This is a genomic window from Bacillus shivajii, from assembly GCF_020519665.1.
Taxonomy (GTDB): Bacteria; Bacillota; Bacilli; order Bacillales; family Salisediminibacteriaceae; genus Bacillus_CA; species Bacillus_CA shivajii.
Genome location: NZ_CP084703.1, coordinates 2,614,451 through 2,640,866, shown reverse-complemented (window position 1 = coordinate 2,640,866; position 26,416 = coordinate 2,614,451). Strand labels below are relative to the sequence as shown.

At 37.0% G+C, this 26,416-nt stretch carries 29 protein-coding genes and 1 pseudogene; 28 read left to right on the top strand and 2 right to left on the bottom strand.

Annotated elements, in window-relative coordinates:
* The first annotated feature begins 65 nt into the window (after nt 1–65).
* The 6 genes from LGQ02_RS12910 (at nt 66) to LGQ02_RS12885 (ending at nt 4,465) form a co-directional block, all read left to right on the top strand.
* Nucleotides 66–971: a cupin domain-containing protein gene (locus LGQ02_RS12910; RefSeq protein WP_226514779.1), complete on the top strand. Its 906-nt coding sequence runs from the start codon at nt 66–68 to the stop codon at nt 969–971.
* A gap of 683 nt (nt 972–1,654) precedes the next feature.
* On the top strand, nt 1,655–2,155 hold the full coding sequence (locus tag LGQ02_RS12905) for a hypothetical protein (RefSeq protein ID WP_226514778.1): 501 nt from the start codon (nt 1,655–1,657) through the stop codon (nt 2,153–2,155).
* Nucleotides 2,156–2,268: 113 nt separating this feature from the next.
* On the top strand, nt 2,269–2,790 hold the full coding sequence (locus LGQ02_RS12900) for a DinB family protein (protein ID WP_226514777.1): 522 nt from the start codon (nt 2,269–2,271) through the stop codon (nt 2,788–2,790).
* Nucleotides 2,791–2,955: 165 nt separating this feature from the next.
* Entirely contained in the window at nt 2,956–3,465 is a 510-nt protein-coding gene (locus LGQ02_RS12895) for a hypothetical protein (RefSeq protein ID WP_226514776.1), read from the top strand.
* Nucleotides 3,466–3,788: 323 nt separating this feature from the next.
* The gene (locus tag LGQ02_RS12890; protein ID WP_226514775.1) at nt 3,789–4,184 is read left to right on the top strand and encodes an NUDIX hydrolase; all 396 of its coding nucleotides are present in this window, start codon (nt 3,789–3,791) and stop codon (nt 4,182–4,184) included.
* Between the two features lie 104 nt (nt 4,185–4,288).
* Entirely contained in the window at nt 4,289–4,465 is a 177-nt protein-coding gene (locus LGQ02_RS12885) for a hypothetical protein (protein WP_226514774.1), read from the top strand.
* Nucleotides 4,466–4,761: 296 nt separating this feature from the next.
* On the opposite strand, the gene LGQ02_RS12880 is transcribed toward LGQ02_RS12885, so the two are convergent.
* Together LGQ02_RS12880 and LGQ02_RS12875 are read right to left on the bottom strand one after the other, a co-directional pair.
* The gene (locus tag LGQ02_RS12880) at nt 4,762–5,187 is read right to left on the bottom strand and encodes a magnetosome magnetite crystal formation protein family (RefSeq protein ID WP_226514773.1); all 426 of its coding nucleotides are present in this window, start codon (nt 5,185–5,187) and stop codon (nt 4,762–4,764) included.
* 163 nt (nt 5,188–5,350) lie between these two features.
* Nucleotides 5,351–5,566, bottom strand: coding sequence for a DUF1128 domain-containing protein (locus LGQ02_RS12875; protein WP_404802355.1), 216 nt, complete (start codon nt 5,564–5,566; stop codon nt 5,351–5,353).
* A 177-nt stretch (nt 5,567–5,743) separates the two neighbouring features.
* Between LGQ02_RS12875 and smc the strand changes: the two genes are divergently transcribed.
* From smc to topA, 22 genes and pseudogenes are all read left to right on the top strand, one after another.
* The gene (smc, locus tag LGQ02_RS12870) at nt 5,744–9,313 is read left to right on the top strand and encodes a chromosome segregation protein SMC (RefSeq protein WP_226514771.1); all 3,570 of its coding nucleotides are present in this window, start codon (nt 5,744–5,746) and stop codon (nt 9,311–9,313) included.
* A 49-nt stretch (nt 9,314–9,362) separates the two neighbouring features.
* Nucleotides 9,363–10,385: a signal recognition particle-docking protein FtsY gene (gene ftsY, locus LGQ02_RS12865; protein ID WP_226514770.1), complete on the top strand. Its 1,023-nt coding sequence runs from the start codon at nt 9,363–9,365 to the stop codon at nt 10,383–10,385.
* 92 nt (nt 10,386–10,477) lie between these two features.
* Entirely contained in the window at nt 10,478–10,807 is a 330-nt protein-coding gene (locus LGQ02_RS12860; RefSeq protein ID WP_226514769.1) for a putative DNA-binding protein, read from the top strand.
* Nucleotides 10,808–10,819: 12 nt separating this feature from the next.
* A complete protein-coding gene (gene ffh / locus LGQ02_RS12855; RefSeq protein WP_226514768.1) occupies nt 10,820–12,163 on the top strand; it encodes a signal recognition particle protein in 1,344 nt (447 codons plus the stop codon).
* A 133-nt stretch (nt 12,164–12,296) separates the two neighbouring features.
* A complete protein-coding gene (rpsP, locus tag LGQ02_RS12850) occupies nt 12,297–12,569 on the top strand; it encodes a 30S ribosomal protein S16 (RefSeq protein WP_226514767.1) in 273 nt (90 codons plus the stop codon).
* A 37-nt stretch (nt 12,570–12,606) separates the two neighbouring features.
* The gene (locus LGQ02_RS12845; protein ID WP_226514766.1) at nt 12,607–12,834 is read left to right on the top strand and encodes a KH domain-containing protein; all 228 of its coding nucleotides are present in this window, start codon (nt 12,607–12,609) and stop codon (nt 12,832–12,834) included.
* Between the two features lie 505 nt (nt 12,835–13,339).
* The gene (locus LGQ02_RS12840) at nt 13,340–13,756 is read left to right on the top strand and encodes a YlqD family protein (RefSeq protein WP_226514765.1); all 417 of its coding nucleotides are present in this window, start codon (nt 13,340–13,342) and stop codon (nt 13,754–13,756) included.
* The gene (gene rimM / locus LGQ02_RS12835) at nt 13,749–14,273 is read left to right on the top strand and encodes a ribosome maturation factor RimM (RefSeq protein WP_226514764.1); all 525 of its coding nucleotides are present in this window, start codon (nt 13,749–13,751) and stop codon (nt 14,271–14,273) included. The genes LGQ02_RS12840 and rimM overlap by 8 nt, the downstream gene beginning before the upstream one ends.
* Nucleotides 14,270–15,016 (top strand): tRNA (guanosine(37)-N1)-methyltransferase TrmD, encoded by a 747-nt coding sequence (gene trmD / locus LGQ02_RS12830; RefSeq protein WP_226514763.1) that lies wholly within the window; start codon nt 14,270–14,272, stop codon nt 15,014–15,016. Before rimM ends, trmD begins: the two co-directional genes overlap by 4 nt.
* 117 nt (nt 15,017–15,133) lie before the next feature.
* On the top strand, nt 15,134–15,475 hold the full coding sequence (rplS, locus tag LGQ02_RS12825) for a 50S ribosomal protein L19 (RefSeq protein WP_226514762.1): 342 nt from the start codon (nt 15,134–15,136) through the stop codon (nt 15,473–15,475).
* Between the two features lie 196 nt (nt 15,476–15,671).
* Nucleotides 15,672–16,217 (top strand): signal peptidase I, encoded by a 546-nt coding sequence (lepB, locus tag LGQ02_RS12820; protein WP_226514761.1) that lies wholly within the window; start codon nt 15,672–15,674, stop codon nt 16,215–16,217.
* A 14-nt stretch (nt 16,218–16,231) separates the two neighbouring features.
* Nucleotides 16,232–17,074, top strand: a complete 843-nt coding sequence (gene ylqF, locus LGQ02_RS12815; RefSeq protein ID WP_226514760.1) for a ribosome biogenesis GTPase YlqF — start codon at nt 16,232–16,234, stop codon at nt 17,072–17,074.
* A 377-nt stretch (nt 17,075–17,451) separates the two neighbouring features.
* Nucleotides 17,452–18,234, top strand: a complete 783-nt coding sequence (locus tag LGQ02_RS12810) for a ribonuclease HII (protein WP_226514759.1) — start codon at nt 17,452–17,454, stop codon at nt 18,232–18,234.
* A gap of 22 nt (nt 18,235–18,256) precedes the next feature.
* Nucleotides 18,257–19,570 carry a hypothetical protein gene (locus tag LGQ02_RS12805; protein WP_226514758.1) on the top strand — a complete coding sequence of 438 codons (1,314 nt, stop codon included), beginning with the start codon at nt 18,257–18,259 and terminating at the stop codon, nt 19,568–19,570.
* Nucleotides 19,567–19,869, top strand: coding sequence for an EscU/YscU/HrcU family type III secretion system export apparatus switch protein (locus LGQ02_RS12800; RefSeq protein WP_226514757.1), 303 nt, complete (start codon nt 19,567–19,569; stop codon nt 19,867–19,869). Before LGQ02_RS12805 ends, LGQ02_RS12800 begins: the two co-directional genes overlap by 4 nt.
* Nucleotides 19,870–19,919: 50 nt before the next feature.
* The gene (locus LGQ02_RS12795; protein WP_226514756.1) at nt 19,920–20,090 is read left to right on the top strand and encodes a small, acid-soluble spore protein, alpha/beta type; all 171 of its coding nucleotides are present in this window, start codon (nt 19,920–19,922) and stop codon (nt 20,088–20,090) included.
* Nucleotides 20,050–20,160, top strand: a pseudogene (locus LGQ02_RS21520) (hypothetical protein); the annotation flags it as partial. The gene LGQ02_RS12795 and the pseudogene LGQ02_RS21520, both read left to right, overlap by 41 nt.
* A gap of 27 nt (nt 20,161–20,187) precedes the next feature.
* A complete protein-coding gene (locus tag LGQ02_RS21325; protein ID WP_264183982.1) occupies nt 20,188–20,337 on the top strand; it encodes a hypothetical protein in 150 nt (49 codons plus the stop codon).
* A 314-nt stretch (nt 20,338–20,651) separates the two neighbouring features.
* On the top strand, nt 20,652–21,815 hold the full coding sequence (sucC, locus tag LGQ02_RS12785) for an ADP-forming succinate--CoA ligase subunit beta (protein ID WP_226514755.1): 1,164 nt from the start codon (nt 20,652–20,654) through the stop codon (nt 21,813–21,815).
* A gap of 17 nt (nt 21,816–21,832) precedes the next feature.
* Complete coding sequence (sucD, locus tag LGQ02_RS12780) at nt 21,833–22,738, top strand: succinate--CoA ligase subunit alpha (RefSeq protein WP_226514754.1); 906 nt, start codon at nt 21,833–21,835, stop codon at nt 22,736–22,738.
* A 122-nt stretch (nt 22,739–22,860) separates the two neighbouring features.
* Nucleotides 22,861–23,733: a DNA-processing protein DprA gene (dprA, locus tag LGQ02_RS12775; protein ID WP_226514753.1), complete on the top strand. Its 873-nt coding sequence runs from the start codon at nt 22,861–22,863 to the stop codon at nt 23,731–23,733.
* A 340-nt stretch (nt 23,734–24,073) separates the two neighbouring features.
* The gene (gene topA, locus LGQ02_RS12770; protein ID WP_226514752.1) at nt 24,074–26,146 is read left to right on the top strand and encodes a type I DNA topoisomerase; all 2,073 of its coding nucleotides are present in this window, start codon (nt 24,074–24,076) and stop codon (nt 26,144–26,146) included.
* Nucleotides 26,147–26,416 lie beyond the last annotated feature (270 nt).

The following is a 26,416-nucleotide window of genomic DNA, read 5'->3' as shown; positions in this document are numbered from 1 at the left end:
ACCAAGTACATTCTCTTTACATAGGCATATGATGTTTCTATAATGCTATGAAAGGGATGAAAAAAATGTATTATTATCCAAACAACATGTATTCATATCCTTATTATTCGAATCACTCCCAAATGTATCCCCGAAACGACATGTATCGAAATCAACAAGAAAACAATCGTCAAGAATATAAAGCAATACTTGACGGTATTAAGAAAGAGGCTTCGGCGCTCGATTTATATCAGCGTTTGGCACAAGTTTCCCCTGATGAAGAGAACAGAAATGACCTTCTCCATGCGATTGAAAACAAAAAGCTCAATTTACATCAATTTACGAATCTTTATTTCTCACTTACTGGAACTCAACCGGTGTATCAAATTGACCAAATAAGCTTTGATAGTTACCGAGATGGGTTAAAAAAAGCACATGAAGCTGTCTTGAAAGCATGTGAAGAATACCGAAAACATGGATTGTCGTCACAGAATCCAGCGATTCAAAATGTATTCTTTTATGCTTCGTCAGGAGAAACTGAAAATGCAACGCGTTTTGAAATCTTAAACAATCAAGCGGTACAAGATGCTGGACCAAACCCGTATGTCGTAAATATCGAGGAAGCGACAAAACAAAATAATACGTTTCGGTCGGCGTTATGGACAGGAGAGTATTTGCAATTAACGTTAATGAGTATTGAACCTGGCGATGACATCGGTTTAGAAATTCACCCAGACCACGATCAATTTATCCGAATTGAACAAGGCCAAGGACTTGTTCAAATGGGGGATAGCCGAGATAATTTAACGTTTGAAGAAAGTGCGTATGATGACTATGCAATTTTTGTACCTGCTGGAAAATGGCACAACTTAACAAACACAGGGAATACCCCTCTTAAGCTTTATTCTATTTATGCGCCGCCTGAGCATCCTTTTGGCACGGTTCATGAAACGAAAGAAATTGCGATGGCAGCAGAAGGTCACGACCACTAACTACTCGATTGACATTCAAATATTTTATATGAAACAAGAGCGATTCTTTATCTACGAATCGCTCTTTTGAATTCAAAGAAAAGGAATTTAGTGGTAAAATTTGAAAGGGGCTAAATTGTTTTATTACAGTATGAAAGTTTAACTAGTATGTTTTGAACAAAAAAGGTTTCGGTTTCAACAATAAATATGACATCGTGCTTGATATTGTAGCTTACAGTATGGAATTAGGTATGTCATTTATAAAGGCTCTTTTCGCATAGATTGTTGTGTTAATTATAGATAAATCGAAGAAGTCGTAGGCGGCGACTCCAGCGGGGTAAGCAACAAGGTTTACTTGCGACGAGTAACCGCTGAAGCGTTGCCCGCGGCAAAGAAGACACCGTGAATGCAAGCGAAGAGAAGCATGAACGGATGTCGCACTTGTGCCTAGAGGTGAAAGCGTCCGCTTAGAGCGGATTCAAGTTATTATCTTATCTAATCAAAAAGCAACACTCTTTACCTGCGACGAGTAATCGCAGGAGCAATCTTTTAGAAAATAGCTTTTATAAAAAACGACCTGCCTTTAGAGAATCACATGATCAACGGAGGGATCGTATTAGGATGACAATCAAAGCTGACTATAAAAAATAACGATTGTTCTAGGTGTTTTATTTGCTTTCTCAGTTTTTTATAATTTTTATTCCATGTATCAATCGAAGCAAATAGAACAAGATTACTATACTTCAAAAGTTGATTCGTTATATTTCTATGTAGTTAGTGTGTATCGCAGTAGTGGAATGACCCTTGATCAATGGGAGAATTTATCAGAAGCATCAAAAATCCGCTCACTTGTTCAGATATATGGACATTTAACGAACGTGAATGAAGTATTGCGTACAGAGCGTTTATTTTCCGTGCTTGAGTTTGGTAAGAGTCCGGTACATTTGGAGAACTTCTTTTTGTTGTATGCCAGTGATGTTTTTGGTGAAACAATGCGTATTCTCAATAATGAGGAATTGGATGTTGAAAAAAGTTTGCTTAAGGAAATTTATCATGATATGCAAATCATTCAAGAGAACCTCGATAGTGAATTGGTATTAGCACGAGACATAGACAAAATTAACAAACGATGGTTTGAAGAAATTGTTCCAAAATTTAAAAATGAAAGAGTATTAGAGGACTATTTATACTACGTTGATTATTAGGTTCGTTAGTGGAAATGTTCAAATAAATGATAACCACTTGATGTAAATGATGAAAAGTCTTTTATTTTTACATGTTGGTAGTCTTATATAAAATTTTGAAAAGAGGTAGGTTAATGATCGATTATCGGATTATACAAAAGGAAAATTATACGGGGAAAATTGGTGAACTTGTATCAATGCTTGAACATACGAGAGCGATTACTTTGAGTGAAATAGAAGGTCTAAAACAGGTTGATTTAGATTATTTACAGGATGGAAGTGCTAATTCCATAGGTGCTCTTTTATTACATATTGGAGCGATAGAATTTGTTCATCAAATCATTTCGTTCGAAAAAAGAGATTTAACATTGCGGGAATATGAAAAGTGGAGAACTGCTTTAGAGCTTGGTGATCAAGCAAGGGAAGTCATTAATAAAAATACGTTAGAATTTTACTTAGATATATTATTTCAAGTAAGAGAAAACACATTAACAGTGCTTAAATCGAAGTCAGACGACTGGTTGTACGAAGAAAATAAATGGGACAATGGTGTTCCATATAATAATTACTATCTTTGGTTTCATGTCATCGAAGACGAAATAAACCATCGAGGTCAAATTAGATCAATAAAGCGATTAATCAATAATAATGAATAGAATCCTTATTTTAATCTATGTGAGACAAGCCCTCGGGAAAGCGTCCGTCTGAAGTGAAGTTCACGCTCATCATTCGGAATTTCCCATCTTATTTTGAGTTATGAAAATGATTCATGTTAGTGACCATAAGAGAAATTATATTAAAGAATATTGAGGTGTCATATCTTGAGTTATTTTACAAGACCAGCATGTTTTGTTTTTGCTCTATTATTATTATCTGCATGCTTTAACAATGACGATGAGGTGGAAGTGTTAGTTTTAGAGTATGAGGCTAAATTTGCTGATCAAAATAAACAAATTAGTAAATTAGAAGAAGAACTCAAACTAGCTGAATATGAAAAGGAGCAACTTGTAGACATTAGTGGTCTCCAAAGACTCGACCATAGCGCTAGAAGCGTGATGAGGTTGATTGATGAGGAGGAATTTGAGGAACTAAAAAGTGAATACAATGTCGATTTTGAAGTGGAAGATGAAAAAATATACTTTGAAGAGCTCGATGATCATTTTTATTTTCCTCCTAAAATAGCGGGTTTACCTATGTATTTTGCTTACTATAATCCTCAAGACGAAGGTTCAGAAGTTGGTTATTTCATTTATGATCATGACAGAAAGTACGATATCATTTTTAAGTATAGTAAAGATAATGAATTTAAATATGTCTTTATCGGTGGATAACTTTTTCAATATTTTCTTTGATGAACAACCGTTTTCAAGTATTCATTGAAAATGATGAGAGATTAAAAATTAGTGAATCTGTTATCATGCCGGATACTGTGACTTAAATGAAGTGATTGCCAATATAGAAAACATACTTAAGCACGAAAATTATCGAGAAAGAAGAAATTGCAGTCCGAGAAATTCTCGATGTATTTAACAAATAATTAAAAGGCAATTTTTAAGCATTTTGATTGTCTTAAAAAAAATTTTGTCGAAGAGTGGTAATATACCTTGCAATGTCATACAAACTTTTAAAAATTATAGGAAAGCAGAGAAGTGTTATGCGAAATAGAGGTTCAGCAATCGTTATAGAAAAAAACAAAGTAGCTCTCATAAGAAGGAAAAGAGTAGGGCAAGTTTACTATGTTTTTCCTGGTGGTGGGGTTGAAAAAGGAGAAACGCCAGAGCAGGCTACAATAAGAGAAGCATATGAAGAGTTAGGGATTCACGTTCAAGTGAGAGAATGCTTTTCGAAGGTTAAATTCCACGGGACACAATACTTTTTTCTTACAGAAGTTGTTGGAGGGAATTTTGGTTTTGGAGTAGGTGAAGAATATACCGATCCTGAACGAAAACGAGGAACTTATGAGCCGGTGTGGTTCGAAATAGCTAAGCTCACTGCAATAGATGTGCGCCCCAGGGAAGTGGCTGTGAAAATATATCAATTATATTCATGAGAGTCTGTAATTTTAGGGGGCATACCATGTTGATATATTTAATAAGTATTTTAGTACTAATTAGTTGAGCTAGTTATTCATTACAAGGTGGTAAGCAGAAAGAATTGAAGTTAACGTTTAGTATTGTATTAGCTGTAATGATTGCAGTAATGGTTCATGGTACGAAACTGAGCTTATTAGCGGCGCATGTAATAGAAGGCCTTCCACTAATCATTTTTTATTTCATTTTACCAGGCGCCGTTTTTGTACTACTGCAATTTCTGCTTTATAACGAAACATAAAAAAACGTATAGCATATAAAAAAAGCACCTCGAGTGTGCTTTTTTTAAAACGTTTATTTTCCTCATGAATATTTTATTTAATGGCGCTGTTAAAGTTCAGTGGTGATATGCAGTATTATTTTACAATTGTTTCATTTGTGAGGAGCGAAGGTGGCGACTCCAGCGGGAAAAGCACGAGCTGAAGATCCACTTAGGAAATAAAAAATCATTTTCTTTCCTAAGTTAGCTGAAGCCGTGCCCGCGGAAAGCGTCCACCGAGAGCGGATCACAAAATCAACAACCAACTTTAACATAGCCTATTTAATAAATTTAATAATGAGTGGAATACGTACCCATTTTCCGAAAAAAGCGAGAATGATCGCTACGATTAAAACAACATATATAATGATTGAAAACAAAAATATTAAAAAGAAGCTTGAAATACTACCCATAACAATAAACATGCCAACAAAAACGTTATCAGCAAATAAGTTTCCAAAGAGGTCTCCAAATGTTGTGAGTAAATAAAAAAATAAAAATAGTACAAGTGTATATAAATGATAACTTGCAACAACATTAAATGATTGTTTTAAATGGTGATTGACAAAGCGTGATACACCCCCAAGAAAATAGTAATAAATATACACAAATACGAGTGTAAGTAGTGGAACAGGAAAAACCATAGGAAGTAGATAACCGCCGCCTATAATGAATCGGTCTTTTAATGGAAATGGTGAATCCATGTAATCCTCCTCTATGTATGTAACATTCACATACTAATGTACCATCTGTATTGAGTTTCTTCTAATATTTTGAAATGTCCTGTTACTTTGTTAACTGGTTGAAACTAAAAAAACGAACTTAAGATTTTCTTAAGCTCGTTCATCTTTTCTCAATATGAAGATTTTACTTATCTCTTAACGAACCTAGTTCAGTCACGATCGCATCCATCTCACTTACACTAACGCTTGGCTTTTTCATCACCATCGCATGAATTTCTTCGACATCTTCAAAACGATCTAATGAATAATCCTCTGGTTTAATTGCTCCAGCGTTTACGACCTTCAGTTGCGTTAGAATTTCTTCAATCATTTGAGTCATATTTTCTCTACTTTTTTCCATCAATGACACCCTTTCCTACAATGCACTATCTTTTATTTGTATATTGTAACACGTTGATTACAAAACGACACCATTTATCGAAATGCGTTTAACCTTTATCTGCGTTATGGTAAAATAATTAAGTTAAAGTGATAAAAAATGCATGATTTTGAGGATAGAAATTAGAGGTGAATGTCATTGTTTCTTAAACGATTGGACCTCGTTGGGTTTAAATCTTTTGCTGAAAGACTTTCAATCGACTTTGTTCAAGGTGTAACTGCAGTTGTCGGCCCAAACGGGAGTGGGAAGAGTAATATATCAGACTCAATACGTTGGGTATTAGGAGAACAATCAGCAAAGAACTTACGAGGGGCAAAAATGGAAGATATCATATTCTCTGGAAGTGATAGTCGACCACCATTAAATATGGCTGAAATCACCCTCGTTTTAGATAATGAAGATCAACATCTTACAGTTGACTATAGTGAAGTTGCTGTAACAAGACGTGTCTATCGATCTGGAGAGAGTGAATATTTAATTAATAAACAACCTTGCCGCCTAAAAGATATCGTCGACTTGTTTATGGATTCAGGACTTGGGAAAGAATCTTTTTCGATTATTGGACAAGGGCGCGTAGAAGAAATTTTAAGCAGTAAATCAGAAGAGCGCCGAGCGATCTTTGAAGAGGCAGCAGGCGTATTAAAATATAAACACCGTAAAATCAAGTCAGAAAAGAAACTTTCTGAAACACAAGATAATTTAAACCGTGTTCGTGACATTCTCCATGAACTAGAAGGGCAAGTCGAGCCTTTAAAAGAACAAGCTTCGATTGCCAAAGAGTTCCTAGAGAAAAAGGAGGAACTAAAACAATTTGAAGTCGGTGTACTTGTAAAAGAAATCGAAGACTTGCATGAAAAGTGGACGAAGGAAAAGGAAGAGCTTCAGTCTTTACAAAATAAAGAAGGTTCACTACAAGCAACAGTGAAACAGCAAGAAGCGAAAGTTGAACGTCTTCGACATGATATTCAAACGATGGATGAATCCATTAATGAACTTCAAGATGTTTTATTATCGACAAGTGAAGAGCTCGAAAAGCAAGAGGGACAAAAAGAAGTTTGGAAAGAACGTAAAAGAAACTTTATTCATAATAAAGACCAATTTCTTCAAGAGATTACACAGCTGAAAGAGAAGAAAACAAGGCTGGAAGATGAATTAAATGAACAAGAGCAACTCGTTGGAAAATCTCAACAAAAAGTGAAAGAAACAAAAACGCAAATTAATAACAAAACGGAACAACTTCATCTCTTAGAGCAAAATAGCGAAGAAAGACTAGAAGAGCTAAAGTCAGACTACATAGAGTGGTTAAATGAACAAGCCTCTAAGAAAAATGAGATGAGATACATCGAAGAACAGCTCACTAAAGAAAAAGAGAAGCATGAACGTCTAGAAAAAGACAATGTTGATCTCGTTGAAAAAAGAGAGCATATACGGGAGCAGTTAATTCATGCAAAACAAGAGTGGGAAAATCAGAAAAAACAGCTTGATGAAAGAGTTCACTCATATCAAGACATGAAACGTGAATTGGAAAAAATTGAAGCTGATTATCAAAAGAAAGAGTCATTGTTATATGAAGCATATCGCCACCTTCAACAGCTAAAATCTCGTAAAGAAGTATTAGAAGATATGCAAAATGATTACTCTGGATTTTTTCAAGGTGTTAAAGAAATCTTAAAAGAACGAGATCGACAATTTCCTGGAATTGAAGGGGCTGTAGCTGAGTTAATTGAAGTCGAAAAGGTCCATCAAACAGCGATTGATATTGCACTTGGTGCTTCGCAACAACATGTTGTCGTAGGTGATGAAGCAACAGGCAGGAAAGCGATCCAATTTTTAAAACAACGCCGTTTAGGGAGAGCGACGTTTTTACCAATGAACGTCATCAAGCCACGTTTTATTCAACCGGCGGAATTACAAGCCGCAAGTGAAACAGAAGGCTTTGTAGGGGTTGCAAAGGACCTTATTAAATATGACTCGAAATATGAAAACGTTCTGTCCCATATTTTAGGGAACATCCTTATCGCTGAAGATATGAAGAGCGCAAATAACATTGCCAGTCGAACGAAATATCGGGTTCGGATCGTTACTCTAGAAGGGGATGTCATTAATCCAGGTGGTGCGATGACAGGTGGAAGTATTAAACAGAAGCAAAGCCAAATATTGGGACGCCAACAAGAATTAGCGACAGTAACGAAAAACCTTGCAAAGATCGAGAAAGATTCGGATTATCTACAAAAACAAGTGGCAACGTTGAAGCAACAAAAAGAAGAGATAGAAAACAAATTGAGAAATGCTCAACATGAAGGGGAGCAATTAAGAGAACTTGAGCAAAAACATAAAGCAAAAGTGAAAGAATTTGAGCTGTCTGAACAAACAGTTAGTGAACGTTTGAAGTTGTATGATTTAGAAAAGAATGAGTATGAAGAGGAACAAACGAGTAAGAAAGAACGACTTGAATTATTACAAAAAGAATTAATTACATGCAATGAAAAAATCCAGTTTTTAAATGATGAAATGGAGCGTTTATCAAAACAACAAGAAGAAGCGAAGCATTCAAAAGATGCGATCAGTGATGAATTAACAAACCTAAAAGTGAATCTTGCTAAAGAAGAAGAACAACTCCTGCATTGTGAAGAACAATTTGAAAGAATGAAAATTGATTATAAAGAAACTTCCGATTCACTTGCTGAAAAAGAAACAGAATATTTTCAGCTAGAAAAGGAAATCTCATCTCAAAGTACAGATGCTGAAACCTTGGATGATGCGATTGAAGACCGAAGAAAAGAAAAAGACCGTACCATTCAATTAATATCGAAAAGGCGCTCTGAAAGACTGCAAATTCAACAAAGTCAAGAAGACATAGAAAATGAGTTGAAAGAACAAAGACGCCAATTAAAATATACGTCAAGCCAACTTCATGAAACAGAAGTGAAAGTAAACCGTTTAGATGTCGAGCTTGATAACCGATTAAATAAGCTTGAAGGTGAGTATGAACTGACATTTGAAGCCGCAAAAAGTGACTTTCCATTAACGCTTGAATTAGAAGAGGCGAAAAACAAAGTCAAGCTCATTAAAATGGCCATTGAAGAATTAGGTGCTGTCAATGTTGGAGCTATTGAAGAGTATGAACGGGTAAAAGAACGTTATGATTTCTTGATGGAACAAAAGAGTGATTTAGAAGAAGCAAAAGAAACACTTCATCAAGTCATCAATGAAATGGATGAGGAAATGACGAAACGTTTTAAAGAAACGTTTGATGAAATTCAGTCACATTTCCATGTCATCTTTAAAGAGTTATTTGGGGGCGGACAGGCCGATTTGAGGCTAACAAACCCAGAGGACTTGTTGAATACTGGTGTAGATATCGTGGCCCAACCCCCTGGGAAAAAGCTGCAACACTTAGCTTTATTATCCGGTGGTGAACGAGCCCTTACTGCGATCGCACTTTTGTTTTCGATTTTAAAAACTCGTCCTGTACCATTTTGTGTGTTAGACGAAGTAGAAGCTGCACTAGATGAGGCAAACGTTGTCCGATTTGCCCAATTCTTAAAAGATTTTAGTCATGAAACGCAATTTATTGTCGTTACTCACCGAAAAGGAACAATGGAAGAAGCAGATGTCTTATATGGTGTTACGATGCAGGAATCAGGTGTTTCCAAACTCGTTTCCGTAAAACTAGAAGAAACTGAAGAACTCGTACAAATGAGTTAACAAAACCCAAAAATAGCTTTGAAAATTTACTTATAGTGGAGGTATGACAATGAGCTTTTTTAAAAAATTAAAAGAGAAAATTACACATCAAACAGACACAGTAACAGAAAAGTTTAAAGGCGGTCTAACAAAGACGCGGGAATCGTTTGTCGGTAAAATGAACGATCTCGTAAAAAATTACCGGAAAGTCGACGAGGAGTTCTTTGAAGAGCTAGAAGACATTTTGATTTCAGCGGACGTCGGTGTTCATACCGTTATGGAATTGATCGACGAGCTTAAAGACGTAGCGCGTACAAGGAACATTTCCGAAGCGGTAGACATCCAGCCAGTTATTTCTGAAAAACTAGCAGAACTTCTCCAAGAGTCAGAAGATGAAACAAAGTTAAACATGAAAGAAAACGATTTAACTGTCATTCTTTTCGTTGGAGTAAACGGAGTTGGTAAAACGACAACGATCGGAAAAATGGCACACAAGTTTAAACAAGAAGGAAAGAATGTATTACTTGCTGCAGGTGATACGTTTAGAGCAGGTGCGATCGAACAATTAGAAGTATGGGGAAATCGAGTCGGTGTTGATACAATTAAACAGCAAGAAGGATCAGATCCTGCAGCTGTGATGTACGATGCGATCCAATCGGCAAAATCACGTAATGCAGATGTTCTTTTATGTGATACCGCTGGAAGACTGCAAAACAAAGTAAACTTAATGAAAGAACTTGAAAAAGTGAAAAAAGTGATCACGAGAGAAATTCCAGACGCACCTCATGAAGTGTTACTCGTATTAGATGCAACAACAGGACAAAATGCCATGAGCCAAGCAAAAACGTTCGGGGAAGCAACAGACGTTTCTGGTATCGTATTAACAAAACTAGATGGAACAGCAAAAGGCGGTATTGTTTTAGCGATTCGTCATGAGCTTGAAATTCCGGTCAAATTTGTTGGGCTTGGAGAAGGCATGGATGATTTACAAGAATTTTATGCAGAACAATATGTTCACGGCTTATTCTCTGAAGTGTTAGAGCAAGCAGAGGAAGCGGCAGAAGATCATTCATCTAATGAAATAAGTAAATAATTAAGTGACAAGTTTTTTTCTTGACAGTCTTCCAACTCTCTTGTATTATTTATAAATGTAAAGTCAAATACCTTAACAAGGTGGTGAGACGTTTGATAGATAAAACGGTTCGCATGAATTATTTATATGATTTTTATCAAGATCTTTTAACAGACAAGCAAAACCAATACATGTCAATGTACTATTTGGATGACTGGTCGTTAGGGGAGATTGCTGAACACTTTGAAGTGAGTCGTCAAGCAGTATATGATAATATCAAACGGACGGAAGCCTTGTTAGAAGAGTATGAAGAAAAGCTGAAGCTTCTTCATCGTTACGAACAAAGAAAAGAGCTTTATGACAAGCTGAAAACAGTCATTCAAGAGAGTGGAAGTCCCGAAATGATGATCGAGACGATAAATAAGCTCGAGAAACTTGAATAGGGGGCAAAGTAAATGGCATTTGAAGGTTTAGCAGAACGACTGCAAGGAACCTTAAATAAAATCCGAGGAAAAGGTAAGGTCTCGGAACAAGATGTAAAAGAAATGATGCGAGAAGTACGTCTTGCCCTTTTAGAAGCAGACGTAAACTTTAAAGTTGTTAAGCAATTTGTTTCTCGTGTAAAAGAACGCGCAGTTGGTCAAGAAGTGTTAGAAAGTTTAACACCAGGTCAGCAAGTCATTAAAGTCGTTAATGAAGAATTAACTGAACTTATGGGTGGAGAGCAAAGTAAAATTGCTGTTGCCCAAAAAGCACCGACAGTTGTTATGATGGTTGGTCTTCAAGGTGCTGGTAAAACAACGACGACAGGAAAACTTGCAAATCATTTGCGCAAACAACATAACCGAAATCCATTAATGGTTGCAGCTGATATTTACCGACCTGCCGCAATTCAGCAGTTAGAGACACTAGGTAAACAGTTAAATATGCCTGTTTTTTCAATGGGAGATAAAGTGAGCCCAGTTGAAATTGCAAAAAGTGCATTAGAAAAAGCAAAAGAAGATCACCATGATTATGTACTAATCGATACAGCTGGTCGTTTGCATGTTGATGAAGAACTAATGAATGAATTAGCTGACATTAAAGAACTAGCTGATCCAGATGAAATTCTACTCGTAGTTGATGCGATGACAGGTCAAGATGCGGTTAATGTTGCAGAAAGTTTTAATGATCGATTAGGAATTACGGGTGTCGTATTAACGAAGTTAGATGGAGATACTCGTGGTGGTGCGGCATTATCAGTTAAATCTGTAACAGATACGCCGATTAAGTTTGTCGGTATGGGTGAAAAAACGGATGCATTAGAGCCTTTCCACCCGGATCGTATGGCTTCAAGAATCCTCGGTATGGGGGATGTGCTTAGCTTAATTGAAAAAGCACAAACGAACGTTGATGAACAAAAAGCAAAAGAATTAGAGCGCAAAATGCGCACAAATGATTTAACGTTCGATGATTTTCTTGAACAGCTAGATCAAGTAAAAAGCATGGGACCATTAGATGAGATCCTTGGTATGATGCCTGGTGCAAACAAAATGAAGGGCTTAAAGAATGTTCAAGTTGATGATAAACAGCTTGTGCATATTGAAGCGATCATCCAATCAATGACTAAAGCGGAAAAGGAAGATCCGTCTCTTTTAAATGCAAGTCGTCGTCGTAGAATTGCAAAAGGAAGTGGAACCTCTGTTCAAGAGGTGAACAGACTTATAAAGCAGTTCGGAGATATGAAGAAGATGATGAAGCAAATGTCAGGCATGCAAAAAGGGAAGAAAAAAGGTGGCTTTAAGCTACCATTTATGTAAAAAACGCTTACTTTTTTTAGCTTGGAAAAATATTTTTTGTCTGTTAAGGTTTTTTACTTTACTGGGGGTTGTCCTCTAGTATTGTTTATGATAATATATGTAATTGTGTTAATGAAATTTGGAGGTGAAACACATGGCAGTAAAAATTCGTTTAAAGCGAATGGGAGCAAAGAAATCTCCTTTCTATCGTGTCGTAGTAGCGAACTCTCGCTCACCACGTGATGGTCGTTTTATTGAAGAACTAGGTACTTATAATCCACTTAAAAACCCAGTGGAGTTTAACGTAGATGAAGATAAAGCGTTGAAGTGGATGATGGATGGCGCTAAACCTTCCGACACTGTTCGCAACTTATTCTCAAACGTAGGCTTAATGGAAAAGCTTCACAATGCGAAGAACGAAAAATAAGTTCAACGCGAGCAAATAAGAACAAAAGGTGAGTGACATGAAAGAATTAGTGGAATCTATTGCAAAGGCCCTTGTCGATCATCCAGATGATGTCCGTGTTTCAGAGACTGAAAACGGAAGATCACTCACATTGAAGTTAGAAGTTCACGCGGACGACATGGGGAAAGTGATCGGCAAGCAAGGCCGTATTGCAAAAGCGATTCGTTCAGTTGTGAACGCAGCTGGTACGAATCAAAACAAGCGCATTAATTTAGAAATTGGGTAAAGGGTGAGGTATGTCCTCTCCCTTTTTCCATATGTAAAAAAAGGATTTTTAATTAAGGCTTTTTCGTATAGAGTACTGTTTTATTATTAGATGGAGGAATGCAAGATGTCCACTTTAGTGGGAAAATTAATTTAGTAGATATCCATCTTAATGAAACCGTACCATGTCGCTTGAAAATGAATTTAATTTTAATGATTAAGGTAAGTTTAGAAGCACGTTGCGAGACTCTAGCGGGAATAGCGACGAGTAACCGCAGGAGCCACGAGCCGAAAATCACCCAAAACGAATCTGATGAGTTTTGGGAAGTTGAGGCCGTGCCCGCAGAAAGCGAAGCAACAAGTGCTTCCAAACAGAGACATTAATAAATAAAATTGTAATCGCTTATTTGTTGATGACTCGTCCTAAAAAACACAGTGTATATATGCAAAAACAATAATCTATAACAGAGCAAAATAAATAAAATGATAAGAGTGAAATATAATAAATTCTATGCGGAGGTGGCATAGTGGAGATTATTAAAAAAGTAGTAGTAAAGCAGATATTAACGGATGGTAGTAAAAAAAGATTAACAGAACAGTTTTTAAGTAAACAATATCAACTAAATAAAGAAATCCAGCAGCTAGAATTCGTCCTACATAAAAAACAAAAGGAACATAAAAATAATCCGAAATACCAAGCATCTCTAAAAGAAAGCTTTAATCGTGAAGTAGCAAAACGAAAAGAACGTCTTCGCCAAATTGAACTAAAGCTCGGTCAGTTAGAATCTTTAGATTTAGGTGCTGAAGTTCGTGAAGGGGTCATTCAAATGATCGAACAGGTTGAAGAAGGAGATAATTGGGAAGAAATTATGAAAGGCACAGAAATTGTCATTAAAGACGGTGTTGTTCATGAATTACGCCAAGGAGGCATGGAAGATGACTGATTGGTTAAATGTTGGGAAAATCGTTAATACACACGGCATTCGCGGTGAAGTACGTGTTATATCACGAACGGATTTTCCTGAAACGCGCTATGCTCCTGGGAGTAAATTATATATTTATGATGGCGCTAAAGAACATAAACCAGTCATTGTTAAGACTTGGCGGAAACATAAGCAATTTGACTTACTTAGTTTCGAGGGATTTGACAATGTCAATGAAGTAGAAAAATATAAGGACAAGCTGCTGAAAGTAAAGATTGATGATCTCGACGATGATATGTATGAAGGTGAATATTATTATCATGAGATTATTGGCCTAAGTGTCTACACAGATACTGGAACTTATATAGGAAAAGTAAAAGAAATTCTTTCACCAGGGGCTAATGATGTATGGGTTGTAAAATCTTCTGAAGCTAAAAAGGAAATTCTACTTCCATATATTGATGATGTAATCAAAAGTGTAGACTTAGATGAAGAGAAAGTTGTGATTCACCCAATGGAAGGGTTGCTAGATGAATGAAGATATCAATATTAACATTGTTTCCTGAAATGTTCACTGGTGTTTTTCAACAATCAATATTAAAGCAGGCGCAAGATCGTGGGGTAATCACGTATGACGTGAAAAACTTTCGTGAATATACGAAAGATAAACATAATCGTGTTGATGATTACCCATATGGTGGTGGAGGGGGAATGGTTTTAACTCCACAGCCACTTTTTGATGCGGTTGAAGCGACGAAAACAAATAATGATTCGGAAAAACCACCAAGAATTGTTCTTCTATGTCCTCAAGGAGACCGTTATGACCAAAAGAAAGCGGAAGAATTTGCACAGGAAGATCATCTTATCCTAATTTGTGGTCATTATGAAGGGTACGATGAAAGAATTCGCGAGCACCTTATTACTGATGAAGTTTCCATCGGTGATTATGTGTTAACTGGAGGGGAAATAGGAGCGATGGTCATCACTGATAGTGTGACTAGACTCCTACCCGGTGCATTAGGAAACGATACGTCAGCGATTACTGATTCATATAGTACAGGACTTCTCGAATATCCGCATTATACAAGACCTAAAGAATTTAAAGGTTATAAAGTTCCGGATGTTCTTATGTCGGGTCACCATGGAAAAATTGACGAGTGGCGGCGTGAACAAGCTTTAAAACGCACGTATGAACGCAGACCTGACCTTTTAGAGGAAGTAGAATTATCCGATAAAGATCAAAAGTATTTATCAACATTGCAAAGCAAAACGAAAAAATAGTTGAGTTCATGCTTATGCTATGATATGATATTTTTTGTTGGCTTAAAAGCCATTATCAAGATGTTCCGCTGTCGCAAATAAGACATGAACGTCTGGAGGGAAGGAGGCGAACAGACAATGGAACAAATCATTCGCGATCTTACAAAAGAACAATTGAAGTCTGATTTACCAGAGTTCCGTGCTGGAGACACTGTACGTGTACACGTGAAAGTTGTTGAAGGAACACGCGAACGTATCCAGGTATTCGAAGGTGTTGTTATTAAGCGCCGTGGTACTGGAATCAGCGAAACATTCACTGTTCGTAAAATTTCTTACGGTGTTGGAGTGGAACGTACATTCCCGGTTCACTCTCCACGTATCGATAAGTTAGAAGTAACTCGTCGTGGTAAAGTACGCCGTGCGAAGCTATATTACTTACGTGCACTACGTGGTAAAGCAGCTCGTATTAAAGAAAGATAATGCAGTAAGAAGGGGCTTGTTATCAAGCTCCTTTTTTCGTTTTAAAAGACTTCATAGAAAGAAATGTCCATAGAGAATATATGTAATGATATGATAGAATATACGTTGAGTATATTACATAACGGATAGTAATGAACGATCTAACGGAATGTAACGAAGCACTACGTTTCAATTATGAATAGGGGATGACAGAAACATGGCAAAATCAGAATCGTGGGAATGGTTAAAAGCAATCGTTGTCGCCTTGCTCTTAGCAGTCGTCATTCGATTTTTCTTCTTTGCACCGATCGTCGTTGACGGCCAATCAATGATGCCGACTTTAGATCATAATGACAGAATGATTGTAAATAAAATTGGTTATAACATAGGGGAGCCAGATAGATTTGATATTATCGTTTTCCATGCTCCTCATAATAAAGATTATATTAAACGTGTGATTGGATTACCAGGAGATACGGTTTCATATGAAAACGATGTTTTATATGTAAATGGGGAGCCATTAGATGAGCCTTATTTAGAAGAATATAAAGAGAGTGCATCAAAGCTTCCTTTTACACAAGACTTTAGTTTAGAAGATGTCACAGATTATGAAAAAGTCCCAGAAAATCATTTGTTTGTCTTAGGAGATAATCGTCAACATAGTAAAGATAGTCGTCATATCGGTATGGTACATTATGATGAAGTAGTAGGGAAGGCAAACTTTGTATTTTGGCCTTTTTCTGAGGTGCGCTTAGTTAACTAGGAGGGTGAAGTGTCATGACCATTCAGTGGTATCCAGGTCATATGGCCAAAGCGAGAAGAGAAGCAACAGAAAAAATCAAATTGATTGATGTCGTTATCGAGTTACTTGATGCAAGAATACCACTTTCTTCAAGAAATCCAGTTATAGATGAGATTGCTGGTGAAAAACCACGCTTAATTATCCTTAATAAATCTGACTTAGCTGATCCGGCAAAAACAGATCAATGGATCTCATATTTTGAAAATGAGGGACACTCTGTTGTTGTAGTTGATTCACAAAAAGGGAAGGGAATCAAAAGTATTTCTGAAAAAGTTCAGTTATTAGCTAAGCCAATAACTGATAAAATGATTGCTAAAGGAATGAATCCTCGTGCGATTCGTGCTCTTATATTAGGGATACCAAATGTTGGTAAATCCACACTTATAAATCGATTAGCGAATAAAAAGATAGCCAAAATTGGTGATAAGCCAGGAGTGACAAAGGCACAACAATGGATTAAAGTCGGCAAAGAAATGGAACTTCTTGATACTCCCGGTATTCTTTGGCCCAAATTTGAAGATCAAGCTGTCGGCTATAGACTTGCTCTTACTGGTGCAATCAAAGAAGAAATTTTCGATTTCCAAGATACGACTGTATTTTTGCTTCGTTATTTAAGTAAAGAATATCCAAGAAAATTGGAAGAGAGATACGGTATTACGCACATTCCTGAGGATATCGTTGACCTTTTCGATGTAATAGGAAAAAAAAGAGGTTGCCTTGTTTCAGGGGGACACATTGATTATGACCGTGTGTCTGAGATTGTTTTCCGTGATTTTCGAACAGGAAAACTCGGTACAATCACATTAGAAACTCCATAACCAAACTGAAAGACGCGCCAAATAGCGTGTCTTTTCTTCGTTTAAGATCTATTATGACAATAATATATCAAATCGTTCATTATTAATTTTATTTTCAGGGTAGACTTCCATGTAAATTTTATTAGCACCATGAGACATGAAAATTTCTTTTTTAATTTTGAGTTTGACAGCTTGTGCGAGACTCCTGCGGGAACGCACGAGCCGAAAATCACCCAAAACGAACTTTGAGAGTTTTGGGAAGTTGAGGCCGTGCCCGCGGAAAGCGAGCACATAAGCTGTCAAACATAAGCACGTATTTTCAGGGTAGCTTATTTGAATTAGTGAAAATTAATAAAACGAAGCTTTTATCCGATATATAAGGTAAGAGGAGGAAGACAATGAAAGCTATATATACGATTAAAGAAATAAAAGAACGGTTACTACATATTAAAGATGAAACAGATCCGTTTTTAATAAAAGTAAGAAAAGATGAACGTAAAGGTGTTCAAACATTGATCAGATCATGGGAGAAAAAAAGAGAAAAAGAACGCGAAGCAATAAAAGAATTTGAACAAATGAAACAATATGAACAATCTTTATGGGAACAAGGGTATCAATGGATCGGTGGTGTTGACGAGGTTGGTCGTGGCCCACTAGCAGGTCCAGTCGTTGCATCTTGCGTCATTTTACCAAAGAACTTTTATTTACCTGGATTAACAGATTCTAAGAAACTATCGAAAGAGAAGCGAGAAATGTTTTACGATATGATCAAAGGCAATGCAACTGCTGTTGGAGTTGGTATTTGCTCAGCAGCAGAAATTGATCAATTTAATATTTATGAAGCGACTAAAATAGCGATGCAAAGAGCGATTGAAGAGACAAAGGTAAATGTTGATTATTTATTATTAGATGCGATCAACTTGCCTATATCAACACCACAAACGCCTCTTATTAAAGGTGATTCAAAAAGTATTAGTATTGCAGCGAGTTCTGTAATCGCCAAGGTCACTAGAGATCGCTATATGGAAGGTTTAGGGGAAAAGTACCCGGAGTATGGCTTTGAGAATCATATGGGGTATGGAACGAGTGAACATTTAACGGCTCTCCATACACATGGCGTTGTGGAGCAAGAGCACCGACAATCTTTTTCCCCAGTGAAAGCAGTAGTATCTTCATCTTAATTTCGTCCTAGAGGTGAAACCTATGTTTCAAACACAGATGTTAAATCAAGTTGTTCAAGGTCTTGATCCGATTCATTCAAAATCTATCAATCTTAGGCCTGGGCAAGTATTTCAAGGAGCAATTACACAACTTTACCCTGGACAATTAGCACAGTTGCAATTAGGGGCGCTCACCTTAACTGCGAAGCTAGAAGCGCAATTAGAGAAGGGAGAGAGATACTGGTTTCGAGTTCTAGGGGGAGAAGGACTTCCTCGCATAAAGGTCCTTGAGTCTGTACCGAACCATCGTCCAAATGATGGAGGGAATCAACTGCCACTCCAACAGTTAGGACTAGATCATACGAAAGCGAATCAACAAGTTATTCAAAGGCTTTCTCAAGAAAATCTTCCTTTTACACCACAAAATATACGTGATGCAGGAAACCTTTTTGAACAATCACAGTATTCTAACCAACAAACGTTAAATCTCATTACGATGATGGTTCAAAGAGGGCTACCGTTAACAAATACTACCTTTGAGAGTATGGCAGCGCTCAATCATACACAGTCAATGGCACAAATGATGGAGTCAATGGTAAATGGCTTAAAAGGGCAGCCACAACTGTCTAAAGTGAATGATCAACTAGTACAGATGTTAACATCCGTTCTTAATAGTTCAGGACAAATGACTAATACGAACGATTCAAGCAATAGTATTGATCATCAAATACGCTCATTTCCAATTCAGCAATTAATCCAATTATTAGGAGTGCATCATGAAGCTGATTTGAAGATAAATATGCAAAATGAACAATATAGTCAACAACAACAAACGATGAAAGCATTATTACTGCAATTTATAAAGCAACCTGTTCATCTTCAAGGTGGGCTTAGAGAGCAAGCTGAACTGCTATTAAACCGTATTACTGGAAATCAACTTCTTTCTACGGATTCATACGGACCTATCCACCATATAGCTGTACAAATACCTGTAAAATGGCAAGAGAAATATAAAGATGTGATGATTCAATGGGAAGGCAAGAAAAAAAGTAGTGGGCAAATAGATAAGGATCATTGCCGAATATTACTTTATTTAGAGCTTGAATCATTAAATGAGACAGTAGTCGATGTGCAAATTCAAAATAAAATTGTTTCTTTACAAGTATTTAATGAGCATGAAAAACCATTCTCCATTCAAAATTTATGGTTCCCATTCCTTAAGGGAAAATTACACAAACTTGATTACGAATTGACTTCTTTAAAGTGGACAAACCCTGTAAGTGAAAATGAAGTGAAAAAACCTCCTCGATCAGGCAAGGAGTACACGTCATATAAAGGGGTTGATGTACGTATATGAGTGGGTCAAACAAGCAGAATAAAGATATCGTAAATAAGCGAGCCATCGCTTTAGGATATGACCATGAAATTCATGACGCCCCAAAGGTCAAGGCGAAAGGAAAAGGTTACGTTGCAGAAGAAATCATAAAAAGGGCTAAAGAAAGTGATGTGCCGATTCAAGAAGACAGGTCACTTATAGAATTATTATCACAACTTGAAATAAACGAAAGTATTCCGGCTGAATTGTATGAAGTTGTTGCTGAAATTTTTGCCTTTATCTATGCTTTAGATCGTGAGAAAAGAGGAAAAAATTCCTAAGTTTTCTCTATATGAATTCGGTCATCCTATAGAATGAAGGAGGGATAGTCGTGGATAAACGGTCGAAACTAGTTGTTGATGGTGTAGAAGACTATATGAACCAATATCGTGCAGAGGTCGCACAAGAATTTGGGATCTTCCACAGTGCGACGCAAAACGATCAGCAAGGAAAAATAGGCTCTGCTACACGAAAAATATTACAACAAAAAGAAGAAAAATAACATAAAACAGAAAAGATCATATAACCCGAACCCGGAAACTCCTTTAGATCATTGGGACGATACGATTGATCCAGCGATCATGTCAGGGGACCATTGGGTGGAAGAAGAAGAGGCCCCATTAATTGAAGATGAACAAGCGTCAAGGAAAAAAATAGAAAAAGAAACGATGATAAAGGATATGTTTACTCACCCTGTACATCAAACGGGTGAAAAAACATGGGTAGCTTCGACTAAATCTGCTGAGTAATCAGCGGATTTTTTTCTGTTAAATCGCTTTGTATGCCCGTTGTCAGTGGCTTTTTGCCAGTTTGTTTCTAGGATTAAATAGGATCACAGAAAAATAATTAAATTTTTTAAGCTGATTATTCACAAAATTGTCGAAAAGTATAGTAAAATAGACAATGTATGACAGAGAGCGGTAAATACGGACTCCTTTGTCATAATGTTTCTATTTTTTAAAAGTATTTTCTATGATTAAAAGGATTTGTGAAATTATTCGCGAATTCAATGTATGGCGAATATGCCATACAAGAACTCATTTACTCAGTAAGGAGGATGGCTATGAATATCCATGAGTATCAAGGTAAAGAAATCTTAAGAAGCTACGGTGTAGCCGTTCCTAATGGAAAGGTAGCATTTACTGTAGAAGATGCAGTAGAAGCAGCACAATCTTTAGGAACTGATGTAAACGTTGTCAAAGCACAAATCCACGCAGGTGGTCGTGGAAAAGCTGGTGGGGTAAAGGTTGCTAAGAATTTAGACGAAGTTCGTACATATGCCGATGAAATTTTAGGCAAAACCTTAGTAACACATCAAACTGGACCAGAAGGTAAAGAAGTTAAGCGTTTACTAATTGAAGAAGGTTGCGACATCAAAAACGAATACTATGTCGGTCTAGTTGTTGACCGTGCAACTTCTAAAGTTGTCATGATGGCATCTGAAGAAGGTGGTACAGAGATCGAGGAAGTAGCTGAAGAAACTCCTGAGAAAATTTTCAAGGAAGTAGTCGACCCTGTTACAGGCCTAATGCCTTATCAAGCACGTCGATTAGCTTTTAACATCAACATCCCTAAAGAGCAAGTCAAAGACGCTGTGAAATTTATGATGGGTCTTTATAAAGTATTTGTCGAAAAGGATTGCTCAATTGCAGAAATCAACCCGCTTGTCACTACTGGAGACGGTAAAGTAATGGCTCTTGATGCAAAGTTAAACTTCGACTCAAACGCATTATATCGTCAAAAAGATATTCTAGAATATCGTGATTTAGACGAAGAAGATCCAAAAGAGATTGAAGCTTCGAAGTATGACCTAAGCTATATCTCATTAGATGGAAATATTGGATGTATGGTTAATGGTGCAGGTCTTGCCATGGCAACGATGGACATCATTAAACATTACAATGGCGATCCAGCCAACTTCTTAGATGTTGGTGGAGGCGCAACAACAGAAAAAGTAACAGAAGCATTTAAAATTATCCTTTCTGATGAGAGCGTAAAAGGAATTTACGTCAATATCTTCGGTGGAATTATGAAGTGTGATGTTATTGCCGAAGGTGTTGTAGCAGCGACTAAACAAGTTGGTTTAGAAATTCCACTAGTTGTTCGTTTAGAAGGAACGAACGTAGAATTAGGAAAACAAATCCTAGAGGAATCTGGATTGAATATTACTGCAGCTGACTCAATGGCAGACGGTGCAGAAAAAATCGTTTCACTAGTTAAAGCGTAAAGAAAGGCGGGATTTTAATGAGCATCTTGATCAATAAAGATACAAAAGTCATTGTTCAAGGGATTACTGGAGCAACTGGCTTATTCCATACGAAACAAGCGATTGAATATGGAACGCAAATTGTTGGTGGTGTTACTCCTGGTAAAGGCGGCACCGAAGTAGAAGGGATCCCAGTATTCGACACAGTGTCTGACGCTGTCGAAAAAACAGGTGCGAACGCTTCTGTCGTTTATGTTCCACCTGCATTTGCAGCAGATGCAATTATGGAAGCGGCTGATTCGGGAATCGATTTAGTTATCACAATTACTGAAGGAATCCCTGTTACTGATATGATTAAAGTTAAGCGTTACCTTGAAGGTAAAGAAACACGTTTAGTAGGGCCAAACTGTCCAGGTGTTATCACACCAGAAGAGTGTAAAATTGGAATTATGCCAGGTTACATTCATAAAAAAGGACACGTTGGAGTTGTTTCTCGTTCTGGTACATTAACTTACGAAGCTGTACACCAACTATCAACAGAAGGAATCGGTCAGTCATCAGCTGTTGGAATCGGTGGTGACCCTGTAAACGGAACAGACTTCATTGACGTATTAAAGCTATTCAATGAAGATCCGGACACACATGCTGTCATCATGATCGGTGAGATCGGTGGTACTGCAGAGGAAGAAGCTGCTGAATGGATTAAAGCTAATATGACAAAACCTGTTGTAGGCTTTATTGGCGGTCAAACAGCACCTCCTGGAAAGCGTATGGGACACGCAGGTGCGATTATTTCCGGAGGGAAAGGTACTGCTGCAGAGAAGATTAAAACGCTTGAAAGCTGTGGTGTGAAAGTAGCTGAAACACCTGCGGTAATGGGAGATACGTTAATTTCTGTTCTTAAAGATCAAGGAATTTTTGAAAAGTGCGTTACACATAAATAATTCATAGGAGAATACCCTCGGTCGATGGTGGTCGAGGGTACCTCCTGTTTTCCACAATTTGTATTATCCACTTCAACATAGCCCCTTTATTTCCTCGAGTTATCAGAAAGGAAAGATGAAACATGAACACTTCTTATGAAAGACTCCTTCACCTTCACTACTGTAGTTATGGAAGCTTTAAATTAATAAAAAAAATCTTTGACAAAGACCCTGAATTTAAACAAATTTATGAAATGTCACCAAAAGAAGTTGAGCTGCATTATGGAGCCACTTATAAGCAATCTACGGTCTTATTACAAAATATGAAACGTTTTACGATTGAAAAAGTTAAAAAAAACTTACAAGAACGAAATATTCATGTAACGACAATTTTTCAACGAGATTACCCACCATTATTAAAGCAAATATATGATCCACCTTGGGTTCTTTATTATCAAGGAGACCTCTCTATTTTACACAACTTTCTCCCTATAAGCGTTGTAGGAACGAGACATCCATCAAAATATGCTTATTATGAATTAAAACAACTTATCAAACCATTAATCGAACATGGTTTTATTATCATTAGCGGACTTGCTTTAGGAATTGATAAGTTTTCACATGAAATTGCAATGAACGATAACGGCAAGACAGCGGCAGTTTGTGCTTTCGGATTTGAAAATGTCTACCCACGTTCCAACCTCTCCTTATTTGACTCGTTAAAGCAATCACAGTTAGTCATTTCTGAATATCCCCCTTATGTCCAACCGAAAAAGTGGCACTTCCCTGAACGAAACCGAATCATTAGTGGTTTATCAATGTGCACGTTAATTGTAGAAGCGAAAGAAAAGAGTGGATCATTAATTACCGCAGACTTAGCTATGCAGCAAAATAGAGATGTTCTCGCATTACCAGGACGTTTATCACAAAGAGAGTCTGTAGGTACAAACCGACTTATCCAGCAAGGAGCAAAACTTATTTTATCTGTAGAAGATATTTTGGAGGAATATTTTTAGGGTGAATTGTGGAATACAATAAGAAAAGCGCAACTCTAATAAACAAATGATAAAGAACAGATTGACTGCTACTATTGCTCTTCCTGAAGAGTCATATTACATTTACTCGAACTTTTCAATAAACAACATAAAATAATATTAATGAAATGAATTTTAAGAGATTGAGTTTCATTTTCTTTTTAAATTTTCAAAATTTATTTTGACGCCTAAAACGTTGGTGTGAACGTTTTCAGCCCTTATTTGATTTACTTGATTTTAAATTAGATGTTTGACAAATGCTAAAAGTGTGTTTAATAATAGGGAAGATTTTAAATTACCTCTAAGGGGGAGGAAATTGGGTATGTCCGATTACTTAGTGATCGTGGAATCGCCCGCTAAAGCGAAAACAATTGGAAAATATTTAGGGAAGAAATATTCAGTAAAAGCATCTATGGGACATGTTATTGACTTGCCTAAAAGTCAGATGGGTGTCGATGTAGAGTCAGATTACACGCCTAAATATATAACAATTCGCGGTAAAGGGCCGATATTAAAAGAACTAAAAGCAGCAGCTAAAAAAGCAAAGAAAGTCTATCTCGCTGCCGACCCGGATCGTGAAGGGGAAGCAATTGCATGGCATTTAGCCGGTAGCTTAAATATAGATAAACGCTCAAAATGTCGTGTTGTTTTTAATGAGATTACAAAACAAGCAATAAAAGATTCATTCAAAGAACCACGAACGATTGATATGAGTTTAGTGGATGCACAACAAGCTCGTCGTGTTCTAGACCGCCTCGTTGGTTACAACATTAGTCCTTTATTATGGAAGAAAGTGAAAAAAGGGCTGAGTGCTGGTCGTGTACAATCTGTCGCTGTAAAAATGATTATTGATCGCGAAAATGAAATTAAGAATTTTGAACCTGAAGAATATTGGTCAATTGAAGCAAACTTTATGAAAGATGGAAATCCTTTTGAAGCTAAGTTTGTAGCTGTTGATAATAAAAAGAAAGATTTAAAGTCTCAACAAGATGTTAATGATGTATTACAAAAACTTTCAGGCGATGACTTTGAAATAAAAGAAGTTAAAAGGAAAGAAAGAAAACGAAATCCTGTTGTTCCTTTTACAACGTCATCACTTCAACAAGAAGCTGCAAGAAAGCTTAATTATCGTGCAAAGAAAACGATGATGCTCGCACAACAACTATACGAAGGGATTGACCTCGGAAAAGAAGGAACGGTCGGTTTAATTACGTATATGAGAACTGACTCAACGAGGCTCTCTGAAACAGCGCAACAAGAAGCGAAAGAATATATTGAAACAAATTATGGGAAAGAATATTATAACCCAAATAAAGCGAAGACGAAGCAGAATCAAAAGACACAAGACGCCCATGAGGCAATTCGTCCAACTTCTGTAATGAAAGATCCCAAAACAGTAAAGCAATACTTAAGCAGAGATCAATTGAGACTATATAAACTCATTTGGGAGCGAATGGTTGCAAGTCAAATGGCACCTGCTGTCATGGATACGATGTCCGTTGACTTAGACAACAATGGTGTCATTTTCCGAGCGAATGGGTCTAAGTTGAAATTCCCTGGGTTTATGAAAGTATATATTGAAGGGAATGACGACGGGAAGAAAGAAGAAGACCGCCTTCTCCCAGACATGGAAAAAGGAGAGTCAGCTAAAGCGGAAAAAATTGATCCAAACCAGCACTTTACTCAACCACCGCCACGATACACTGAAGCAAGGTTAGTAAAAACAATGGAAGAGCTTGGTATTGGTAGACCTTCTACATACGCTCCAACATTGGATACAATCCAAAGAAGAGGATATGTCGCACTTGAAGAAAAACGTTTTGTACCTACAGAGCTAGGGGAAATCGTTTTAGAGCTTATTCAAGAATTCTTCCCTGAAATCTTAAATGTAGAGTTCACGGCAAAAATGGAAAATGATTTAGACTCAATTGAAGAAGGTAATGAAAATTGGGTTCAGGTTATTGATACGTTTTATCGTGACTTCGAAAAACGCCTGAAAATAGCAGAAGAGGAAATGGAAGAAGTAGAAATTAAAGATGAACCAGCTGGAGAAGACTGTGAAAAGTGCGGCCACGAAATGGTTTATAAGATGGGACGGTTTGGAAAGTTCATGGCTTGTTCTAACTTTCCGGATTGCCGAAATACGAAAGCTATTGTTAAAGAAATCGGTGTAAAGTGCCCTACTTGTAACGAAGGAAACATTGTTGAGCGTAAAAGTAAAAAGCGTCGAATCTTTTACGGGTGTGACCGTTACCCAGACTGCGAGTTTATTTCATGGGATAAACCGATCTCAAGGAAATGTCCAAAGTGTGAAAGTATGCTAGTCGAGAAGAAATCGAAAAAAGGTGTACACGTCCAATGTTCATCTTGTGATTACAAAGAAGAGAAAAATTAACATCATGTATTTAAAATGCTTGCAACCTCATTCTTTTTAAGGTATATTTGCAAACGGAAAGATTGACGAAATGAAGGGGATTCTGTCGAATTGATATGTGAATGTTATTGGAATGGGATCTTATGGAAGTGAATCCTCATATCAATTATCAAAGTACGGGATTCCTTTTGCAGGTAAAATGACAGGTGTCGAAGGTTTTGTGAAAAAAAGAACAGAATGAAGAGCTCGCTGAGCGAGTAGTGACTACAATTCAGAATTTTGTGAAAAAAG

What these genes read in the sequence shown, in the direction of transcription:
- LGQ02_RS12910 (WP_226514779.1), top strand. Translation starts at nt 66, where the DNA reads ATGTATTATTATCCAAACAACATGTATTCATATCCTTATTATTCGAAT.
- LGQ02_RS12905 (WP_226514778.1), top strand. Translation starts at nt 1,655, where the DNA reads ATGTATCAATCGAAGCAAATAGAACAAGATTACTATACTTCAAAAGTT.
- LGQ02_RS12900 (WP_226514777.1), top strand. Translation starts at nt 2,269, where the DNA reads ATGATCGATTATCGGATTATACAAAAGGAAAATTATACGGGGAAAATT.
- LGQ02_RS12890 (WP_226514775.1), top strand. Translation starts at nt 3,789, where the DNA reads ATGCGAAATAGAGGTTCAGCAATCGTTATAGAAAAAAACAAAGTAGCT.
- LGQ02_RS12880 (WP_226514773.1), bottom strand. Translation starts at nt 5,187, where the DNA reads ATGGATTCACCATTTCCATTAAAAGACCGATTCATTATAGGCGGCGGT.
- LGQ02_RS12875 (WP_404802355.1), bottom strand. Translation starts at nt 5,566, where the DNA reads ATGGAAAAAAGTAGAGAAAATATGACTCAAATGATTGAAGAAATTCTA.
- ftsY (WP_226514770.1), top strand. Translation starts at nt 9,363, where the DNA reads ATGAGCTTTTTTAAAAAATTAAAAGAGAAAATTACACATCAAACAGAC.
- ffh (WP_226514768.1), top strand. Translation starts at nt 10,820, where the DNA reads ATGGCATTTGAAGGTTTAGCAGAACGACTGCAAGGAACCTTAAATAAA.
- rpsP (WP_226514767.1), top strand. Translation starts at nt 12,297, where the DNA reads ATGGCAGTAAAAATTCGTTTAAAGCGAATGGGAGCAAAGAAATCTCCT.
- LGQ02_RS12845 (WP_226514766.1), top strand. Translation starts at nt 12,607, where the DNA reads ATGAAAGAATTAGTGGAATCTATTGCAAAGGCCCTTGTCGATCATCCA.
- rimM (WP_226514764.1), top strand. Translation starts at nt 13,749, where the DNA reads ATGACTGATTGGTTAAATGTTGGGAAAATCGTTAATACACACGGCATT.
- trmD (WP_226514763.1), top strand. Translation starts at nt 14,270, where the DNA reads ATGAAGATATCAATATTAACATTGTTTCCTGAAATGTTCACTGGTGTT.
- rplS (WP_226514762.1), top strand. Translation starts at nt 15,134, where the DNA reads ATGGAACAAATCATTCGCGATCTTACAAAAGAACAATTGAAGTCTGAT.
- lepB (WP_226514761.1), top strand. Translation starts at nt 15,672, where the DNA reads ATGGCAAAATCAGAATCGTGGGAATGGTTAAAAGCAATCGTTGTCGCC.
- ylqF (WP_226514760.1), top strand. Translation starts at nt 16,232, where the DNA reads ATGACCATTCAGTGGTATCCAGGTCATATGGCCAAAGCGAGAAGAGAA.
- LGQ02_RS12810 (WP_226514759.1), top strand. Translation starts at nt 17,452, where the DNA reads ATGAAAGCTATATATACGATTAAAGAAATAAAAGAACGGTTACTACAT.
- LGQ02_RS12805 (WP_226514758.1), top strand. Translation starts at nt 18,257, where the DNA reads ATGTTTCAAACACAGATGTTAAATCAAGTTGTTCAAGGTCTTGATCCG.
- LGQ02_RS12800 (WP_226514757.1), top strand. Translation starts at nt 19,567, where the DNA reads ATGAGTGGGTCAAACAAGCAGAATAAAGATATCGTAAATAAGCGAGCC.
- sucC (WP_226514755.1), top strand. Translation starts at nt 20,652, where the DNA reads ATGAATATCCATGAGTATCAAGGTAAAGAAATCTTAAGAAGCTACGGT.
- sucD (WP_226514754.1), top strand. Translation starts at nt 21,833, where the DNA reads ATGAGCATCTTGATCAATAAAGATACAAAAGTCATTGTTCAAGGGATT.
- dprA (WP_226514753.1), top strand. Translation starts at nt 22,861, where the DNA reads ATGAACACTTCTTATGAAAGACTCCTTCACCTTCACTACTGTAGTTAT.
- topA (WP_226514752.1), top strand. Translation starts at nt 24,074, where the DNA reads ATGTCCGATTACTTAGTGATCGTGGAATCGCCCGCTAAAGCGAAAACA.